Origin of the sequence: Dermabacter hominis NBRC 106157 (genome assembly GCF_001570785.1) — a bacterium.
Classification (GTDB): Bacteria; Actinomycetota; Actinomycetes; order Actinomycetales; family Dermabacteraceae; genus Dermabacter; species Dermabacter hominis.
The window spans coordinates 15,747-33,195 of sequence record NZ_BCSI01000012.1 but is presented as its reverse complement, the minus strand read 5'-3'; the positions used below and the strand labels follow the sequence as shown (position 1 = coordinate 33,195).

The window sequence follows — 17,449 nt, the reverse complement described above, 5'->3', positions numbered from 1 at the left end:
CGCCCCAGTCGATGAGCCGACCACAGCGGACGTGACGTTCTCGAAAGTCGCCGCCGGGCAAGGCGAAGAACTCCCCGGCGCCACACTGACCGTCACTGGAGGAGACAACTTCTCTGAAACATGGGTTTCCACCGGCACCGCGAAGCAACTAACGCTCGCCCCCGGCGAATACACCATGACCGAGAAAGCCGCCCCCGAGGGCTACCTGATCGCGAACGACATCAACTTCCGCATCACCGAAAACGGCACCCTCGAGATCAAAGGAACCGACGGACAATACACGCCCGCCGAAAACACCACCGTCCAAATGATCGACGAACTCGCCCCAGTCGATACGCCAGCAGAGCCGCGTGATACGACTCCGGGATCTGAGGCACGTGGTCCTCAGACCCCAGCGACCCGAGAGCAAGTAACCTCGCTTCCGAGGACCGGTTCAATGACCGGGATGCTCGCGATGCTTTCGTTTGCGCTGGTAGCCGTAGGTAGCCTGCTCACATTGCGGCGCAAAGACGTCTAAATTGACTCGCTACCTCTAGGAAGAGGAGTTTGGCCTCATAGGTCAGACTCCTCTTTCTGCATTAAACCGATTTTGCTAGCGAAGCTGCCTTCACCTGCTCATACATCTTTTATGAATAGCAACGTAAGTTGGCGTTGGGAGATGCATATTTCGAGCGAAGATTCAGCACCGCCTAGAAGACACATATCTACCGCCACTGAGCATCAGCCCGATTGCCCATCGACTAGCGAAGGGTAGGTGGGCAAGGGAGCCGCGCCATGCTTGATGCTTATCTGCATCTCCAATGCGGCTGCCGCCCACCTAGAATTCAGTCAACTACGTTTCCAGCTTTTATTGGGGCCTTGCTTCTTCATCGCCGCCCACGAGAACTCTACGAGCGGGAGATTCCTCAATTCGCCAGGAAATCCGAGGTGAGGCAGACTGCGGACCTTCGAATCTGAATGGGATCCTCCTGTACTCACGTGTCTCATTGAAGGGAGTAGCTGCCGCAGACTATGAGGTCCAGGGGCGGCAGCACACTGACCAAACAGATGTACCGCTCACGTGGTCCAAACCCCCACAACTTCGATGCAATCCCGGGTGCGGGCATCAATCGAGCCAATCGAAGTGCAGCACAAGCCACTCCCCGTCGCTGAAATCCAACTTCAGATTGACCGTGTGCTGCTCCGTCGGCTGGTCCTCCGTGGAGCCTCCGTAGGAGCCGGGGTGGAGATCCTCGATGGTGAATTGGTACCGGACCACAACGTAACCATCTTTCGTGGTTTCAATACTGATCTCCCCGGGGGTGACACCCACGACGCTCGCGAACTGTTTATTCTCGCGCCACCGGTCCATTTCGGCGAGCGTTTCCCCGCAAGCCTTGCACGCCCCGAGCGAAACGACGCTCTCGTAGGGGGCCGTGTCGCCGGTCGCGTATCCGTAATAGAGGGCCGCAATGACATATCTGGCCGTGGCCTTAGCGCCCTCATCAGTTGCGAAATGGCGTGCCTCGAACACGTCGCCATCCGGTTTCGTCAGTGCAGCATTGTGGGGAGGAAGCCCATCGGTGCGCCCGGGCGCCTCGCCAGTTCCGACGCCTGCTCCACCCGCGTCACTCCCGGCAGGAGCCGGTGCCGTGTGTGCAACAGGAGTCGGGCCGATCACCGGTGTCGCGTCACCGTGACATGAGGTGAGCGCTGCTGATGCAATGGCAAGGGCTACTACCGTCGATCGCACGCGCCATCGTGCATTCCGCTTCATGTGTCCCCCGCCTATCGCTCCCGTCGATCTGAGCCCGACCGACGCGTTCCAGCAAACCAGACCAGTCGCGGGCATGCAATACCAAAAGCAGGAGCGTTTGGCGAACAACTGTGGCTACCACAAGCTCCGTCGATCCGCTTCTCGCAAGGATGCGGCACGCGAACGAATGAGTGCTTGCGATACATGCGGCCTGGTCGGTGCTGGCTCGAGGCCGGGCACAGCGACAGCACCGGACGCTACGGGCGCAAACCCCCACAACGTCTATGCAATTCGGAAATGAAGTTTAGTGCGCGGCCTCCAGCCAGGAGTGCCCAACGCCCACCGAAACATCCATGGGCACGGAAAGCTCATAGGCCCCTTCCATGCCTTCGCGCACGATGTCCCGCACGAGGTCGATTTCACCGGGAGCGACATCGACGATGAGCTCATCGTGCACCTGGAGCACGAGACGCGAGGCGGCGCCGGTCTTCTTTAGCGCATGGTCAACGCGCAGCATCGCGAGTTTGATGATGTCGGCGGCGCTGCCCTGAATCGGCGAGTTGAGCGCCACACGCTCCGCATTTTCCCGCCGCTGTCGGCTATCGCTCGTGAGTTCGGGAAGGTAGCGGCGGCGCCCAAGAAGAGTTTCCGTGTAGCCGAGTGAACGCGCTCTCTCGACGCTTTCATGCAGATAGTCCTGGACGCCCCCGAAGCGTTCGAAGTACTGTGCGCGAAGCGCTTGCGCTTCGCTTTGCGGAATGTGGAGCTGGCGCGCAAGACCAAAAGCGGAAAGACCGTAGGCGAGACCGTAGCTGATCGCCTTAGTTTTTGAACGCTCTTCGCTCGTCACCTGGTCGACCGGGGTGCCGAACACTTGCGAAGCGACGAAGCTGTGGAGGTCTTCGCCGTCACGGAAAGCCTGGATGAGCCCCTCGTCGCCGGACAGGTGCGCCATGATGCGCATCTCGATCTGGGAATAGTCCGCGGTAAGAAGCGACTCGAAGCCTTCACTCGCGTGGAAGGCGCCGCGGATTTGGCGGCCGGCCTCGGTGCGCGCCGGAATGTTCTGCAGGTTCGGGTTGGACGAGGCAAGGCGCCCCGTCGCCGCAACGTTCTGCGAAAGAGTCGTGTGGATACGCCCCTCCTCGCTCACGGATTTGCGCAGCGTTTCGATGATCTGGCGCAATTTCGTGACGTCCCGGTGTTCGAGGAGCGCCTGAAGGAAGGGGTGGCCAGTCTTCGCGTAAAGATCCGTGAGGGACTCGGCGTCGGTCGAATGACCCGTCTTGGTTTTGCGGGTCGGCGGCATCCCGAGCCGGTCAAACAGCACGGTTTGAAGCTGCTTCGGTGAACCGAGATTGATCTCCTCGCCACCGATTTCAGCGAAGGCCCGAGCGGCGACCTCAGACTGCCGTTCGGCATGCATCGAGTCGAGCCGGTCAAGCTCGGAAGCGTCGACGGCGATGCCCGACTCCTCCATCTGCGCCAGCACACGAGCAAGCGGGAGTTCGAGATCATCGTGAATGGCGCGGGTCTCATGCGCATCCATGTCTTTCACGAGGATAGGGGTCAGACGGTACTCCGCCCTCGCGCGACCCAAAAGATCCTCGTGCAGCGCCTGCGCGGTGGGCTTCTTGGCGAGCTTCGGGAATTCCTCGTGAAGGTGGCGCATCGCGAGGCCGGCGACATCTGCGGGACGCTGCCCAGGCCTGCACAGGAACTCCGCGAGGGAGAGATCAACATCGAGGCCGCGAATGTCGAAGCCCGCACCGCTAAGAATATGCGCGAGCTCCTTGGAGTCGAGCGTCCATTTCGGGATGACCGAGTTTCGCAGCCATCGGTCGAGCTCACGTCGGTCCTGTTCGTTCATGCGCGAGGCGCTGATGTCAAGATTTGCGCTGCCAGTGGCAATCACCAGGCCGCGAAACTCCGCCTCCCCCATCGCCCAGGCACCGTCGGCCTCAAGAGCGCCTCCCAAAGCGGCATGCTCCGCAAGGCGGGCGCCAAGCTGCCCGGCCTCCGGTTCAATCACGGGAAGGGTGGGGTTGGCGACGATAGGCTCGGCTTCCTCGGCCCCGCTATCCCCGGCGGGGAGGAGGCCTGCGGGAACGTCCCGACGGATTCCCGGCCCAAAGGCGAGTTCATCAAAGCGCGCGTTGATGGCGACCCTGTCCCCGCGTCCAAGGAGATAAGCGTCGAAGTCCTTAGGCAAGTCGAGGTCACGCACGGCTTCGTTCATGCGGCGATTGCGCACCACATCCTCGACGTGATCGCGAAGCGACTGCCCCGCCTTGCCTTTAATCTCGTCGCGGTGTTCAAGGATGCCGTCGAGTGTGCCGTACAGTCCAAGCCACTTCGCGGCGGTTTTGGGTCCTACACCGGGAACGCCCGGAAGATTATCGGCGCTCTCCCCCACCAGAGCCGCGAGATCCGGATACAGGGTCGGGGGAACGAGGTACTTCTCTTCGACAGCTTCGGGAGTCATGCGGCGAAGCTCCGTGACGCCCTTCACCGGCTGCAAAAGCGTAATGGTCTCATCAACGAGCTGGATCGCGTCGCGATCACTCGTGACGAGCAGAGGCTGCACCCCGGCGTCTTTCGCGTACGTCGCGATTGTCGCGACGATGTCATCTGCCTCGTAATCTTCGACGCTGAAATGCGCGATGCCCATAGCCTCGAGCACCTGCTGAATAAGGGCGACCTGTCCCTTGAACGCCTCGGGAGTGGCCTCACGGCCGCCCTTGTACTCGCTGTAAATACGATCGCGGAAGGTGCCGCCCGGAAGATCGAACGCTACCGCCATGTGAGTGGGCTTCTCGTTCTTCACGATGTTGAAGATCATGCGGCAGAAACCGTACACCGAGTTCGTCGCCTGCCCCGCGCTGTTCACGAATGACTCCGGTGGCAGGGCAAAGAAGGCACGAAAGGCCATTGCATGGCCATCGATCACAACGATGCGCCTCTCAGGGGCGTTTTCGATCTCGCTCATGCCTCAAGTGTGTCACGCTAGGCGAATGGACACGAATGCACGCGCAGCAAGCGCGACACAGGATGCACTCGCACGCGTACGCGAGGAGCTCAAGGGGACACTGTGCGAGCGCATGGGAATGGACGTGCTCTCACTGACCGCGAGCACAGCACACCTCAGTATGCCGGTTGCTCCCAATCGCCAGCCCCAAGGGTTCCTCCACGGAGGCGCGAGCATCGCGCTCGCGGAAACCGCCATCTCGCTCGCCGCGCGCACTCACGCGGAATGTCTTTACGGCGAGGGCGCAGGCGCCGTCGGACTCTCCTTCACCGCGACGCACCACGCGCCCGCACGTGAAGGCTTCGTTCACGTGACCGCTCACGCACAGCACCTGGGCCGCACTCACGCGAGCTATCTCGCCGAGATACGACACGAGGACGGCACTCTCGTGAGCACCGTCCTCGGATCCGCGCGGCTCTTCCCGCCGCGAGACGAGATTCCTGCGCGTTAGTCCTTATGCGGACCGAGCTGGTCGATGACTGCGTCGGCAACCTCGCGCATCGTCAGACGGCGATCCATCGACGTCTTCTGGATCCAGCGGAACGCATCCGGCTCGCTCAGGTTCATATTCGTCTGCAAAAGCCCCTTCGCGCGGTCCACGCGCTTGCGGGTCTCGAAGCGTTCCTCAAGATCGCGAATCTCCTCGTTGAGCGAGGTGATCTGCTGGTAACGCGACAGCGCAATCTCGATCGCCGGCAGAAGGTCGTTAGGCGTGAAGGGCTTAACGACGAACGCCATCGCGCCTGCATCCCGCGCACGCTCCACGATTTCCTGCTGCGAGAAGGCCGTCAGCATCACGACGGGGGCAAGATGCTCCTTGCCGATCGTCTCCGCTGCAGAGACGCCGTCCATCTGCGGCATTTTGACGTCCATGACCACGATATCCGGCCGAAGCTCACGGACCTTCTCCACCGCGCTCGCACCATCGCCAACGGCAGCAATGACCTCGTAGCCCGCTTCGGTGAGGGTCTCGACGATATCCATGCGAATGAGGCTCTCATCCTCAGCCACAACAGCCGTGCGCGCCACGAGACCGGAATCCTGGCCCCTCTCGGCGGTCTCTTCCACAGCTTCGTTCTCGTTCATGGCATCCAATCTTTCGCCTGTGTCTTCGTGGTTGTGCGGCAAACGCACCCCACATCCATAGTGCAGCACATCGGCTTCCAAAGCGGCATTTGTCGCTCCCCTGAACGATATTACTCACGTACACCGGGCAAGGAACGGCTCGTGCCAGTTAGGCAAGCGCGAACTCGTTGGTTATTCTATAGGGCGTGCCTCAAGACGGGCACATGGCCGGGTTGGCGGAATTGGTAGACGCGGCGCACTCAAAATGCGTTGTCTTCGGACGTACGGGTTCGAGTCCCGTACCCGGTACAGAACAAGGGTGGGGAGCAGCATGCTCCCCACCCTTTCTATGCGCAGCTACGTGAGACTCAGGCCTCCGGAATAGCCTTGCCCTTCGCAATGCGGTCGGCTTCAACGCGCGCAGCTTCGGTGCCGTCAAGGTCACCGATACGGTGGACGCGCAGCGTGTTGGTCGAGCCGTGAACGCCCGGGGGCGAGCCTGCAGCGATGATCACGAGATCGCCGGGCTGCAGACCCTTCTTCTCACGCAGCAGCTCGTCGACTACCTTCACCATTTGATCGGTGTCGGTCTGCATGTCAACGAGGTGCGCCTCGATGCCCCAGCTAAGGGCGAGCTGATGCTGGACCTTTTCGTACGGAGTGAGGGCGAGAAGGGGAATGGTGGGACGCAGTCGCGAAAGACGGCGAGCGGTGTCACCCGACTCGGTGAAGGTCACGAGATACTGCGCCGAGAGCTGATCGCCGATCTCGGCCGCCGCACGCGTGATCGCACCACCGCGAGTATGCGGGATGGTGCCGAGCTCAGAGATGCGGTCCGCACCGTTTTCCTCGGTGTTCGTGACGATGCGCGCCATGGTGCGCACAGCCTCGAACGGAAACGCGCCGACGGAGGTCTCGCCCGAAAGCATGACGGCGTCTGCACCGTCGAGGATGGCATTCGCACAGTCGGAAGCTTCGGCACGAGTGGGGCGCGGGTTCGTAATCATCGACTCGAGCACCTGGGTCGCAACGATGACGGGCTTAGCGTTGCGGCGGGCGAGCTCGATCGTGCGCTTCTGGACGAGCGGGACCTGCTCGAGAGGAAGCTCAACGCCGAGGTCGCCGCGGGCCACCATGATGCCGTCGAACGCGCCGACGATACCGCGCAGGGCGCGCACTGCCTGCGGCTTCTCAATCTTGGCGACCACGGGGAGACGAATGCCTTCCTCATCCATCACGCGGTGAACATCTTCGATGTCGTGCGCGTCGCGCACGAAGCTCAGGGCGATGAGGTCCGCGCCGAGGTGGAGACCCCAGCGAAGGTCAGCGATGTCCTTCTCACTCATGGCGGGAACGGAAACGGCAACGCCGGGAAGGTTGATGCCCTTGTTGTTGGACACGGGGCCGGGAACCTCGACGACGGTCTTGACGTCGGTATCGGTCACTTCCACCACGCGAACGCCGACCTTGCCGTCGTCAATGAGAAGCGTATCGCCTGGGCGGCAGTCGCCGGGCAGCCCCTTGAAGGTCGTGCTCACACGTTCCTTCGTGCCGAGAATGTCGTCCGTGGTGATCGTGAAGATGTCGCCAACCGCGAGTTCGTGAGGGCCGTCCTCGAACTTGCCGAGGCGGATCTTCGGGCCCTGGAGGTCCACGAGAACAGCGACGTTCTTACCGAGATCCTCGGAAGCCTTGCGGATATTGGCGTACACAGCTTCGTGGTCCGCGTAAGTGCCGTGGCTGAGGTTCATGCGGGCGACGTTCATGCCCGACTCGATAAGCGTGCGGATCTGCTCATACGAATTCGTTGCAGGTCCCAATGTGCACACAATTTTTGCTTTACGCATGTCTACCCATCTGTAGCTTTGAAAGGCGGGACCCACGCGCTGTGTGTGCTCGGGAGCGAGCGCACAGGGGCACGGGTCGCATCGCCGAGATCCACATCTCACCCTACAATTAAGTAATCGGGACCACTCCCAGATTCAGCCTTATTTCGCGGGGTTTTTGAGATTTTCTCCCTGGTCATGCGGGACAGCCGCCGTCTCACTCCCCTCGCGCCCTTCCGGCCGCGGCAGCGGATCGCCGTTAATCGTGTCGTAAGCGCTGCGCGCCTCACCCTTCCGGCGTGCACGGATCGTGAGCCACGCAAACACGCCGATCGCCACAAGGCCCGTGATGATGTAAATGACCATGTGGATTCGCAAGCCAAAAACCATGGTTGAGGGTTCCGTGCGCATCGTTTCCATGAGGGTCCGGCCCGCAGAGTACGCAATGATGTACATGAGAAAAATGCGCCCGCCAGCGATGACGAACCGTTTCGCGAGAAGCAGCACCACGACGCAGGCAGCGATATTCCACAGCCCCTCGTAGAGGAAGGTCGGCTGATAGGTTCCGGGCACGCAACCAACGATCGTTTTGCCGTTGGTTTCACACGTAATCTCCAGAGCCCACGGCAGCGTGCTCGGCTCGCCGTGAAGTTCCTGATTAGCCCAATTTCCAAGCCTCCCAATGGCTTGCGCGACGAAGAGGGTAGGCGCGATCGAATCAGCAAGGGCGAGGAACTGCACGCCTTTGCGCCGGGTCATGACCAACGCCGCAAGGCCTCCGCCCGCGACCGCGCCCCATATGCCGAGGCCACCTTCCCACATGCGAAGCGCACTCAGCGGATCCTTGCCGGGACCGAAGTAGTCCGGGATATTGACGCCCACGTGGTACATGCGCGCACCGATGATCCCCGCGATGATCGTCACGAAGACGATGTCGAAGTAGTCGTCACGATCACCATCACGAGCGATCCAGCGCTGCAGCGACCACCAGTAGGCGATAGCGATGCCGGTAAGGATGAAAAGTGCGTAAAAATGGATCGTGACCGGGCCGATGCTGAACGAGCTAACGGGCGGACTCGGAATAGTCGCTGAGATCATGCGCGTGCCTCCTCAATTCCGGAACGGAGTTCAATTGCGAGAACTTCGAGAGAACGGAGCCCTTCCGACGGTGTCTGCGCTTCGAGGAGCCTTCGTACGAAAGCGCTTCCCACGATCACACCGTCGGCATGGGCGCCGCCCTTCTCTTGATGCTCTCCCCCGCCATCACAGCACAACGCCCTGCGCGAAGAGCACGTCATTCGTACAGGGCGGTGAGCGGACACGTCAGCGCTTAGCTTTCTGGCCGAAACCCGCGGCTCGCAGGACGAAACCTACGACGAGCGCGAGAAGAACAGACGCGAGACCAACGATAAGGAGGATGTTCTGGCTCGTGATCATTGCGAGGGCAATGAGCACTGAACCGAGGAGGACAAACGCCGAAAATACCCAGGCAGCCACGGTTTTGCCTTCGTTCTGCGGCGGGGCGGGGGGAACAAGGTAAGTCTTCGGCATTCTTCACTCCGGTCAAAACTAGTTCTGAAGCGTATGCGCGCACGAGCGCGTCAAACTGCGTCTTTCATTGTGCCATGTTTTAGCGCAAGCGTCCTCGCACCTTCACACTCCGCGCTGCTCGTCGCTCGGGTCCTCACCAAGACTGAGCATGTCCCACGCTTCCGCATCGGTGTGCGGCACCGCTCCGGCGCCTTCTCCGGATCGCGTAGCGGTATGGCGCGTATAGCGAGTGCGCGATGCTCCTTCCCCGCGCATACGTGTGTTCATCGTCAATCGAGCTCCGACGAGCGCAATCAGAACGCCTGACACGATCGACAGCCACACGGGCCACGATGCCGAAACAGTCACGGGTGCATTCACCACACCGGTGGCTTCGAGTGCTGCGCTCGCGACCGCGTGTGCCGGATCGAGGGCAACCAGCACACCTCCCACGACAATCCCCACACCGGCCAGGGTGGACACAATCGCGCACGCGAGGGCAAGGCCGCGCCTCGACAATGCAAGGGCGCCCGCCGCAGCAACCGCCACGAGAGCGCACGCGAGCGAGAGTGGGGAAGCCTTCGCCCCCGCAATGCTGAGTTCAGACACGTTACCGGCAAGGCCCACGACCTCGCCCTCAACCCACGTTGGTTGGGTGAGTACGGCGCCCACGCCCCCTGCGACGACGAGCGCGAGAATGAGCGGGGTGCGCGGAGAGGAAGCATCCGACGATCGACCAGCCATTATTGTTCCCTCAGCGTCTCGGCACTCGCCACAGCGCGTTGAGCAGCAGCGGCCTTGGAAAGCGATTCACGATGTTCCATCGTAGGGATCGAATCAGCGACGACACCACCCCCGGCTTGAACGTGCGCGCGGCCGTCTTTCATGACGGCTGTTCGGATTGCGATCGCCATGTCGAGGTCGCCTGCGAAATCGAGGTAGCCGACCGTGCCGCCATAGATCCCCCGCGACACGGGCTCAAGCTCATCGATGAGTTGCATTGCGCGCGGCTTGGGTGCACCCGTGAGCGTGCCGGCCGGGAAAGTTGCCGCGAGAGCGTCAAAGGCACTCAAGCCTTCTTTGAGCGTTCCCGAGACCGTCGAAATCACGTGCATGATGTGGGAATACTTCACGACGCTCATGAAATCTCGCACGATCACGCTTCCCGGCTCGCAGACCTTCTGCAGGTCGTTACGGTCGAGATCGACAAGCATGAGGTGCTCGGATCGATCTTTCGGATCGGCGAGGAGCTCGCTTTTTATCCTCTCATCCTCTTCGGCGTTGGCCCCACGCGGGCGCGAACCCGCGATCGGGTGCGTGCTCGCGTGGCGGCCGCGCACAGTGACGAGTGTTTCGGGACTCGCTCCCACCACATCGATCGATTTGCCATCTCCATCGTGGGCGCGCACGAGAAACATGTACGGCGAGGGGTTGAGCCTGCGCAGCACGCGGTAGACGTCGAGGGGGTCGGCGCTCGTTGCCTGCGTGTGTCGCTGCGACGGCACGACCTGGAAGATTTCGCCGTCGATGATGTTCTGGATCGCCGTCTCAACTGACTCTTCAAAATCCGTCTGGCTCGTGCGAGCGGTACTCGACGAGCGCTGCACGGCAGAGTAGACGACGGGGTTCGTCTCGACGTGCGTGCGAAGCGAATCGCGCATCGTGTCGATTCTGGCGAGGGCATCCTCGTAGGCTGCCTCTGCGCCGCTGTCTGCACCGTTGAGGTTGAGCGCGTTTGCCACGAGCAGAACCGTCGCGTCGCGGTGGTCGTACACGGCGACGTCTTGTGCGAGGAGCATGCATAGCTCGGGCGTACCGATCTCGTCTACGGGCTTGTGCGGGAGATTCTCGAAGCGCCGCACAGCGTCATAGCTTACGAAGCCCACAAGCCCGCCCGTAAACGGTGGTAGATGCGCCATCCGCGCGGATTTGAACTCAGCGGCGGTAGCCCTGAGCGCCTCGAGCGGGTCGCCCGATGTGGGAACGGAGGCCGGGACATCGCCAAACCAGCGCGCGTTACCGTCTTTTTCGGTGAGAGAGGCACGAGCGTTGACCCCAATGATGGACCAACGGGAATCCTCCCCCTGGCCCGCGGACTCAAGAAGGAAACTGCCTGCCGGGCCCGACGGTGCCGTGAGCTTCCTGTACAGAGAAATCGGAGTGTCCTGGTCGGCCAAAAGCCGAATCACGACGGGCACGATGCGCTGTGTACGCGCGAGATCGAGGAAGGTTTTTCGGTCCGGCCAAATCTCGCCAAGCGCCTCGCCCTCGAGCCCCTGAACAGTTTCGGGGTAAACGTCGCGCTCGAACACGCGCCCTCCTTTCCTCGTTGCTTAGCGAAACGATCGCGCGGATCGGCGCGTCACAGTGCGCGGGTGAGCTCTTCAGTTCTGTTGGTCTTTTCCCACTCAAATTCCGCAAGGGGGCGGCCGAAGTGGCCAAAAACCGACGTTTTGCGGTAGATGGGTCGCAGAAGATCGAGCTCCTCAACGATTGCCTGCGGGCGCAGGTCGAAGACCTTTTCGATAGCCCGGGCAAGTTGATGCTCGGGAACCTTGCCCGTTCCAAACGTTTCGACGTAAAGGCCAACGGGGGCAGCGCGACCAATCGCGTAGGCAACCTGAATCTCGCACCGCTCGGCTAGACCCGCTGCAACCACGTTCTTGGCGACCCAGCGCAGGGCGTAGGCGGCGCTACGGTCGACCTTCGACGGGTCCTTACCCGAAAAAGCGCCGCCGCCGTGACGCGCCATCCCGCCGTAGGTATCCACGATGATCTTTCTACCCGTGAGTCCGGCATCGCCTTTCGGGCCACCGACGACGAAACGCCCCGTTGGGTTGATGTGACGCTTGACCCCTGTGGTGTCCAGTCCAAGCTCCGCGAGTTCCTCGAGAACAGGCTGAATCACGACACGGGAGATCGCCTCGGTAAGTTGTCCCGCAACATCGACGTCCTCGGCATGTTGGCTCGATACGACGACCGCATTCACGCTGCGCGCGACAAAATCGTCGTCGTATCCGATCGTCACTTGCGATTTGCCGTCGGGGCGGAGATACGGGAGTACGCCGTCTCGGCGTGCGTTCGACAGGTTTTGCGCGAGCTTATGCGCCGCGTAGATCGGCAGCGGCATGAGCTCCTTCGTGTCAGCGCACGCGTACCCGAACATGAGGCCCTGATCACCAGCGCCAAGCTGAAAGCCCTGCTCAACGCTTCCGCCCTTGAACTCCTCGGAATTATCGACCCCGAGCGCGATATCGGCCGATTGCGAGCCGATCGACACCTCGATGCCGCACGAGTCCGCATCGAAGCCCTTCTCGGAGGAGTCGTAGCCGATCGACCTGATCACGTCACGAACGATCGAGTTGACGTCACTGTAGCCTTCGGTGCGCACCTCTCCGGCAACATGGACGAGGCCCGTTGTTACGAGAGTCTCGACTGCGACGCGAGAGTTGAGATCCTGCGCGATCATGTCGTCGAGAATTGCATCGGAGATCTGGTCGCAGATTTTGTCCGGGTGACCTTCCGTAACCGATTCGGAAGTGAAGTACCGCAAATCATTGAGTGTCATGTACTGCCTTATCTGCGAGAGGTGGTGACGGAATTAAAGGAGTCGCCCGAGGCTAGCTGCGCTCGCGCTTGAGGAGAGAGGCGACGTGATCAAGCATTGCGTGGGAAACCTCGTCTTTCGTCCCGCGTGCGGCTCCGCGAATTTCACCAGCGGCATCAAGAAACGTCAATGCGTTCGTGTCGGCCCCGAAAGCGTTCTCACTGACATCGTTGAACGCGAGGAGGTCCGCGCCCTTGGCGCGGGCCTTCCTGGTCGCGTGCGCGAGGGCGCTCGAATGCTCATCCCCCGTCTCGGCAGCGAAGCCGCAAATCACAAACGGACGCTCACCGGCCTGCCGGCGCTCGACGAGGCCGCGGAGAATATCCTCGGTCTCCACCAAATGAAGGGTGAGGCCCGACTCTCCCGCTTTTTTCTTGATCTTGCTGCGCGATGGCTCAGGCGTGAAATCGGAAACGGCAGCGGCCATGATCAGCACATCTGCGCTACTTTCACGCTCCCGTACCGCGGCCGCAAGTTCTTTCGCCGATTCCACCCGCACGACGTCTACGCCCGCGGGAGGGTCGATGTGTGAACCCGCCAGGACGAGGCTCACGCTCGCTCCGCGAACGTACGCCGCGCGCGCGAGCGCCGCCCCCTGTTTACCGCTCGAGTGATTGGTGAGCACGCGCACCGGATCAAGGGCCTCGCGGGTCCCCCCTGCGGTGATCACCACGTGCGTGCCTTCGAGGTCGCACGTGCGCGACCCTGCCGCGAGGATTGACTCAACATAGTACACAATCACTTCGGGCTCGGGCAGTCGCCCTACGCCGGTATCGGTTCCGGTAAGGCGTCCACTCGCGGGTTCAATCACGCGCACGCCACGTGATCGGAGCACGCCGACATTTTCGCGCGTTGCGGGATGCTCCCACATTTCCGTGTGCATCGCCGGGGCGAGGATGACGGGTGCTCGAGTGACGAGGAGCGTGGCTGTAAGGAGGTCGTCGGCCCTTCCCATACGTGCGCGGGCCATAAAATCCGCTGTTGCCGGAACCACGACGACCGCGTCGGCTTCCTGGCCGAGACGCACGTGGGCAACCGAATCCACATCCTCAAAGACAGAGGTGCGCACGGGATTGTGGCTGAGCGCTTCCCACGTCGAGATGCCAACGAACTCGAGCGAAGCCTTCGTCGGAACAACGCGCACATCGGCGCCACGTTCGGTCAAGCCGCGCACCACGTGAGCCGCTTTATATGCAGCGATGCCCGCACACACTCCAACGATGACGCGAAGACCCTCGAGGGGACGCGGCGGCACAGAAGGAGGCGATGCGGGCATCGTCAAAGCTTCGATTTAGAGGTTGAAGTCGATCGGCACCTCGGGGGCGTCGTCCCCGAGCGTGAGCGGCTCGCGCGCGGGAGGCTTGGGAGCGTTCTCGTCGATCTCCTTGGCCTCGAGCAGACCTTCGTCGATCTCGCGAAGTGCGATCGAAAGAGACTTCTCCTGGGGCTCGGTGTCAACCAGAGGTCCGACATGCTCGAGGAGGCCGTCTTCGACCTGCGAGTAGTAAGCGTTGATCTGACGCGCACGCTTCGCCGAGTACAGCACGAGGGCGTACTTCGAATCAACGGACTCGAGCAGCCGATCGATGGGCGGGTTGGTAATGCCTTCGGGCTGGGCAACGGTTCCAGGCACGAAACGTCCCTTCCTAGTGTGAAGTCAGATATCGGCGCTCGCGCATGACGAGCGCGCAAGGTCCCATTCTACCGGAAATCGCTCCCTAGCGGCGACGAAGGCCGGTGATGTCATTCACGCAGGGGCGAGCCCAGCTTCGCGTGCGAGCGCGTCGACGGCCTCATCGAGATCGTCGTTCACGATCGTCACGTCAAACTCTTCTTCAGCGGCCATTTCCACCCGCGCGGTTTCAAGTCGCCGCTCCTGCTCCTCAGGGCTTTCTGTTCCCCGCCCCACGAGACGCTCAACAAGGACGTCCCAACTGGGCGGAGCCAAGAACACGAAGCGCGCATCCGGCATCGAGGAACGCACTTGGCGAGCCCCCTCAAGGTCGATCTCAAGGATGACCGCTCTCCCCTCGGCCCGGGCCGCTTCGACGGCGCTCCTCGGCGTTCCGTAACGGTTGCGGCCGTGCACGAGGGCCCATTCGAGCATGTCGCCGTTTTCTACGGCATCGTCGAACTGTTCGGGACTCCAGAAAAAATAGTGGATCCCGTCCACTTCGCCGGGGCGGGGATCGCGCGTGGTCGCGGAGACCGACAGATAGACCTCGGGGTGTTTCTCGAGAAGTCTGCGCGTAACAGTGCCCTTGCCAACGGCGGTCGGACCGGCGACGACAACGACACGCCCGCGGGGCACGTCGAGCGACTGCGCCGGGCTCACTCTGCGAAGTGCTGAATAAGCTTTTCCGCCTGATGGCGGCCGAGGCCCCGCATCTTGCGCGAGGGCGAGATGCCGATCTCGTCCATAATCTGCGCAGCCTTGACCTTGCCAATGCCCGGGAGGGATTCGAGCATCGCGGAAACCTTAAGGCGAGCGACAGCCTCGCTCGTCTTCGCTTCTTCGATAAGCTTTGCGATTTCCTCACCGCGGTTGCCGGTCGAGTTCTTGAGGCGGTTCTTCACCTGCGCACGCTCCTGGCGGAGCTGTGCAGCCTTCTCGAGTGCGGCCTTGCGCGCTTCGGGGGTCAAAGTGGGGAGAGCCACGTGTCTACCTCTTCAATCTATTCGTGGGATGGTACCCATTCTCATGAAGCTTCATGACGAAGCCCCAGAAAATCTGCAAATACTCTTCCGCGTCGCGACTGGCACTCAACGAGCAAACCGCTCGGCTTGGAGCTACGTATAGAGTTACCCACCAAGTTGATAAAGTCTTGAAGAACGCTGAAAAACCGCGAAATCGTGACCTATTTGTCACCTTGAGCAGGCATATCGTGTGTTTTTTGCATTCGGGACGGGGTCAGCTCCCGCCTGTTACTGATCTTTCAAGAACAATGGAGTCCGCGCCATCGCACTCCTCTAGCAACACGTTGACCCGCTCTCGCCGCGAAGTCGGCAGATTCTTGCCGACGAAATCTGCGCGGATTGGCAACTCCCTGTGGCCTCGATCGACCAAAATCGCCAGTCGAACAGCGGCCGGTCGACCGAGTGCGCTCAGGGCATCGAGCGCCGCACGTACCGTACGCCCTGAATAGAGCACATCGTCGACGAGAATAACCGTGCGGCCTTCGATCCCTCCCTCGGGAAGGCGCGTCTCTCGTTCCTCCCGCGCAGGCTTCGACGAGCGATCATCGCGAAAACGCGTGATGTCGAGCTCCCCCACGATGCTCGCGGGGACGCGCTCGGTGTTGCCGGCACGCGCAATCGCCTCGGCGATGCGGTAGGCAAGGGGCACGCCACGGCTGTGAATCCCCATGAGCACGAAATCGTCGACACCTTTTTCACCTTCGACAATCTCGTAGCCGATCCGGGTCAACGCGCGGCGAATGTCGCCCGCTTTGAACACTTCCGTGCGGAGATCCTCAGCCATGGACGTCTCCCTTCTTAACCGAGTAGATCCTTCGCGTCCGCGATGCGCTGGAGAAGCGCATTGACGAACGATGCCGAATCTTCCGTCGACAGCTCGGCGGCAACGCTCGTGTACTCCTTGAGAAGCACAGGAGCATCGACTCCGGTGCCGTGAAGAATCTCGGCCGCTCCCATACGCAAGATCGCTCGGTCGACAGCGGGCATGCGTTCGAGCGTCCACGCCTCCGAGTGCGAAGCAATCGTGTCGTCAATGTCAGCGGCGTGCGCGGCATACACAAGCGCAAAACGCTTCGCTGCCTCGGGCAGCGGGGTCTGCGCGGTTGAGGTGACGGTGCGCTGCTCGGCTAGTTCCTCGACACCCACCTGGCGGGCGTCGGCCTCAAACAACACGTCGATCGCGCGCACGCGCGCACGCGTCACTGCACCAAATTTATGCGTCCGCGACGGGAGGGTCTTGACGAGTTCAACTTCGTCCCCCTCGCGCCCCGGCAGCGGAAGATCCAGCGGATCGAACGGCATATCAGGCACGCCCGAGGTAGTCGCCGGTGCGGGTGTCGACCTTAACCTTGGTGTTCTGCTCGAGGAAGAGAGGCACCTGGATTTCGAGGCCGGTCTCGAGAGTTGCGGGCTTCGTGCCGCCCGAGCTGCGATCACCCTGGAGGCCGGGTTCGGTGTGGGTGATTTCGAGAACGACCGAGGCGGGGAGCTCAACGAAAAGTACCGTGCCCTCGTGGAACGCCACGACGGCGTCCTGACCCTCGAGCATGTAGTCCTTGGCGTCGCCAACGACCTCCGCGGTCACGTTGGTTTGCTCCCAGGTCGTGGTGTCCATGAACACGAAGAGATCGCCATCCATGTATGAGTACTGCATGTCACGGCGGTCGATCGTTGCGGTCTCGACCTTAACGCCCGCGTTGAAGGTTTTGTCAACGGTCTTGCCCGAGAGAACGTTCTTGAGCTTGGTGCGAACGAACGCCGGGCCCTTGCCGGGCTTCACGTGCTGGAATTCGACAACGCTCCACAGGCCGTTCTCGAGCTTCAGGACCATGCCGTTCTTCAGATCGTTAGTGCTTGCCATGATTCTCCGTTCGGGTTGCAGTTTCGCACGCGCCCCTTCGAGGGCGCACACAATCCTTAATTTTAGCGCCCTTCGGGCGCGGGAAATTTCCGACGGTTGC

18 protein-coding genes and 1 tRNA gene are annotated in these 17,449 nt (G+C 61.6%); 3 read left to right on the top strand and 16 right to left on the bottom strand.

Features of this window, described 5'->3' with window-relative positions:
* A partial coding sequence (locus DEHOM01_RS08780) for a SpaA isopeptide-forming pilin-related protein (protein WP_217998006.1) occupies positions 1-517 on the top strand: 517 nt, incomplete at its 5' end.
* 588 nt (positions 518-1,105) lie between these two features.
* On the opposite strand, the gene DEHOM01_RS08775 is transcribed toward DEHOM01_RS08780, so the two are convergent.
* Both DEHOM01_RS08775 and polA read right to left on the bottom strand, forming a co-directional pair.
* Positions 1,106-1,660 carry a DUF6318 family protein gene (locus DEHOM01_RS08775; protein ID WP_061212429.1) on the bottom strand — a complete coding sequence of 185 codons (555 nt, stop codon included), beginning with the start codon at positions 1,658-1,660 and terminating at the stop codon, positions 1,106-1,108.
* Between the two features lie 379 nt (positions 1,661-2,039).
* Positions 2,040-4,724, bottom strand: a complete 2,685-nt coding sequence (polA, locus tag DEHOM01_RS08770; RefSeq protein WP_061212428.1) for a DNA polymerase I — start codon at positions 4,722-4,724, stop codon at positions 2,040-2,042.
* A 25-nt stretch (positions 4,725-4,749) separates the two neighbouring features.
* Here polA and DEHOM01_RS08765 point away from each other — a divergent pair, with 25 nt between their 5' ends.
* Positions 4,750-5,214, top strand: a complete 465-nt coding sequence (locus DEHOM01_RS08765; RefSeq protein ID WP_061212427.1) for a PaaI family thioesterase — start codon at positions 4,750-4,752, stop codon at positions 5,212-5,214.
* Here DEHOM01_RS08765 and DEHOM01_RS08760 read toward each other — a convergent pair.
* Positions 5,211-5,849, bottom strand: coding sequence for an ANTAR domain-containing response regulator (locus DEHOM01_RS08760; protein ID WP_061212426.1), 639 nt, complete (start codon positions 5,847-5,849; stop codon positions 5,211-5,213). The two genes, DEHOM01_RS08765 and DEHOM01_RS08760, sit on opposite strands and share 4 nt — an antisense overlap.
* Before the next feature lie 206 nt (positions 5,850-6,055).
* Here DEHOM01_RS08760 and DEHOM01_RS08755 point away from each other — a divergent pair.
* Positions 6,056-6,137, top strand: a tRNA-Leu gene (locus tag DEHOM01_RS08755).
* A gap of 59 nt (positions 6,138-6,196) precedes the next feature.
* On the opposite strand, the gene pyk is transcribed toward DEHOM01_RS08755, so the two are convergent.
* The 13 genes from pyk to efp all read right to left on the bottom strand — a co-directional run bounded on the left by pyk (position 6,197) and on the right by efp (position 17,349).
* On the bottom strand, positions 6,197-7,675 hold the full coding sequence (pyk, locus tag DEHOM01_RS08750; RefSeq protein WP_061212425.1) for a pyruvate kinase: 1,479 nt from the start codon (positions 7,673-7,675) through the stop codon (positions 6,197-6,199).
* A 141-nt stretch (positions 7,676-7,816) separates the two neighbouring features.
* Positions 7,817-8,752 (bottom strand): prolipoprotein diacylglyceryl transferase, encoded by a 936-nt coding sequence (gene lgt, locus DEHOM01_RS08745; protein ID WP_061212424.1) that lies wholly within the window; start codon positions 8,750-8,752, stop codon positions 7,817-7,819.
* 225 nt (positions 8,753-8,977) lie between these two features.
* Positions 8,978-9,205 carry an HGxxPAAW family protein gene (locus DEHOM01_RS08740; RefSeq protein ID WP_016664632.1) on the bottom strand — a complete coding sequence of 76 codons (228 nt, stop codon included), beginning with the start codon at positions 9,203-9,205 and terminating at the stop codon, positions 8,978-8,980.
* A 102-nt stretch (positions 9,206-9,307) separates the two neighbouring features.
* Complete coding sequence (locus DEHOM01_RS08735; protein WP_061212423.1) at positions 9,308-9,928, bottom strand: Trp biosynthesis-associated membrane protein; 621 nt, start codon at positions 9,926-9,928, stop codon at positions 9,308-9,310.
* On the bottom strand, positions 9,928-11,496 hold the full coding sequence (locus DEHOM01_RS08730) for an anthranilate synthase component I (RefSeq protein ID WP_061212422.1): 1,569 nt from the start codon (positions 11,494-11,496) through the stop codon (positions 9,928-9,930). The genes DEHOM01_RS08735 and DEHOM01_RS08730 overlap by 1 nt, the downstream gene beginning before the upstream one ends.
* A 50-nt stretch (positions 11,497-11,546) precedes the next feature.
* Entirely contained in the window at positions 11,547-12,752 is a 1,206-nt protein-coding gene (metK, locus tag DEHOM01_RS08725; RefSeq protein WP_061212421.1) for a methionine adenosyltransferase, read from the bottom strand.
* A 52-nt stretch (positions 12,753-12,804) separates the two neighbouring features.
* Complete coding sequence (coaBC, locus tag DEHOM01_RS08720) at positions 12,805-14,067, bottom strand: bifunctional phosphopantothenoylcysteine decarboxylase/phosphopantothenate--cysteine ligase CoaBC (RefSeq protein WP_061212420.1); 1,263 nt, start codon at positions 14,065-14,067, stop codon at positions 12,805-12,807.
* Positions 14,068-14,082: 15 nt separating this feature from the next.
* A complete protein-coding gene (gene rpoZ / locus DEHOM01_RS08715; protein ID WP_016664637.1) occupies positions 14,083-14,424 on the bottom strand; it encodes a DNA-directed RNA polymerase subunit omega in 342 nt (113 codons plus the stop codon).
* A 114-nt stretch (positions 14,425-14,538) separates the two neighbouring features.
* Positions 14,539-15,126 (bottom strand): guanylate kinase, encoded by a 588-nt coding sequence (gene gmk, locus DEHOM01_RS08710; protein WP_082738822.1) that lies wholly within the window; start codon positions 15,124-15,126, stop codon positions 14,539-14,541.
* A complete protein-coding gene (gene mihF / locus DEHOM01_RS08705) occupies positions 15,123-15,449 on the bottom strand; it encodes an integration host factor, actinobacterial type (protein WP_061212419.1) in 327 nt (108 codons plus the stop codon). The genes gmk and mihF overlap by 4 nt, the downstream gene beginning before the upstream one ends.
* Positions 15,450-15,702: 253 nt before the next feature.
* Positions 15,703-16,272: a bifunctional pyr operon transcriptional regulator/uracil phosphoribosyltransferase PyrR gene (gene pyrR / locus DEHOM01_RS08700; RefSeq protein WP_061212418.1), complete on the bottom strand. Its 570-nt coding sequence runs from the start codon at positions 16,270-16,272 to the stop codon at positions 15,703-15,705.
* Positions 16,273-16,286: 14 nt separating this feature from the next.
* Positions 16,287-16,790, bottom strand: coding sequence for a transcription antitermination factor NusB (nusB, locus tag DEHOM01_RS08695; RefSeq protein WP_034373294.1), 504 nt, complete (start codon positions 16,788-16,790; stop codon positions 16,287-16,289).
* Between the two features lies 1 nt (position 16,791).
* The gene (efp, locus tag DEHOM01_RS08690) at positions 16,792-17,349 is read right to left on the bottom strand and encodes an elongation factor P (RefSeq protein ID WP_061212432.1); all 558 of its coding nucleotides are present in this window, start codon (positions 17,347-17,349) and stop codon (positions 16,792-16,794) included.
* Positions 17,350-17,449: the final 100 nt, after the last annotated feature.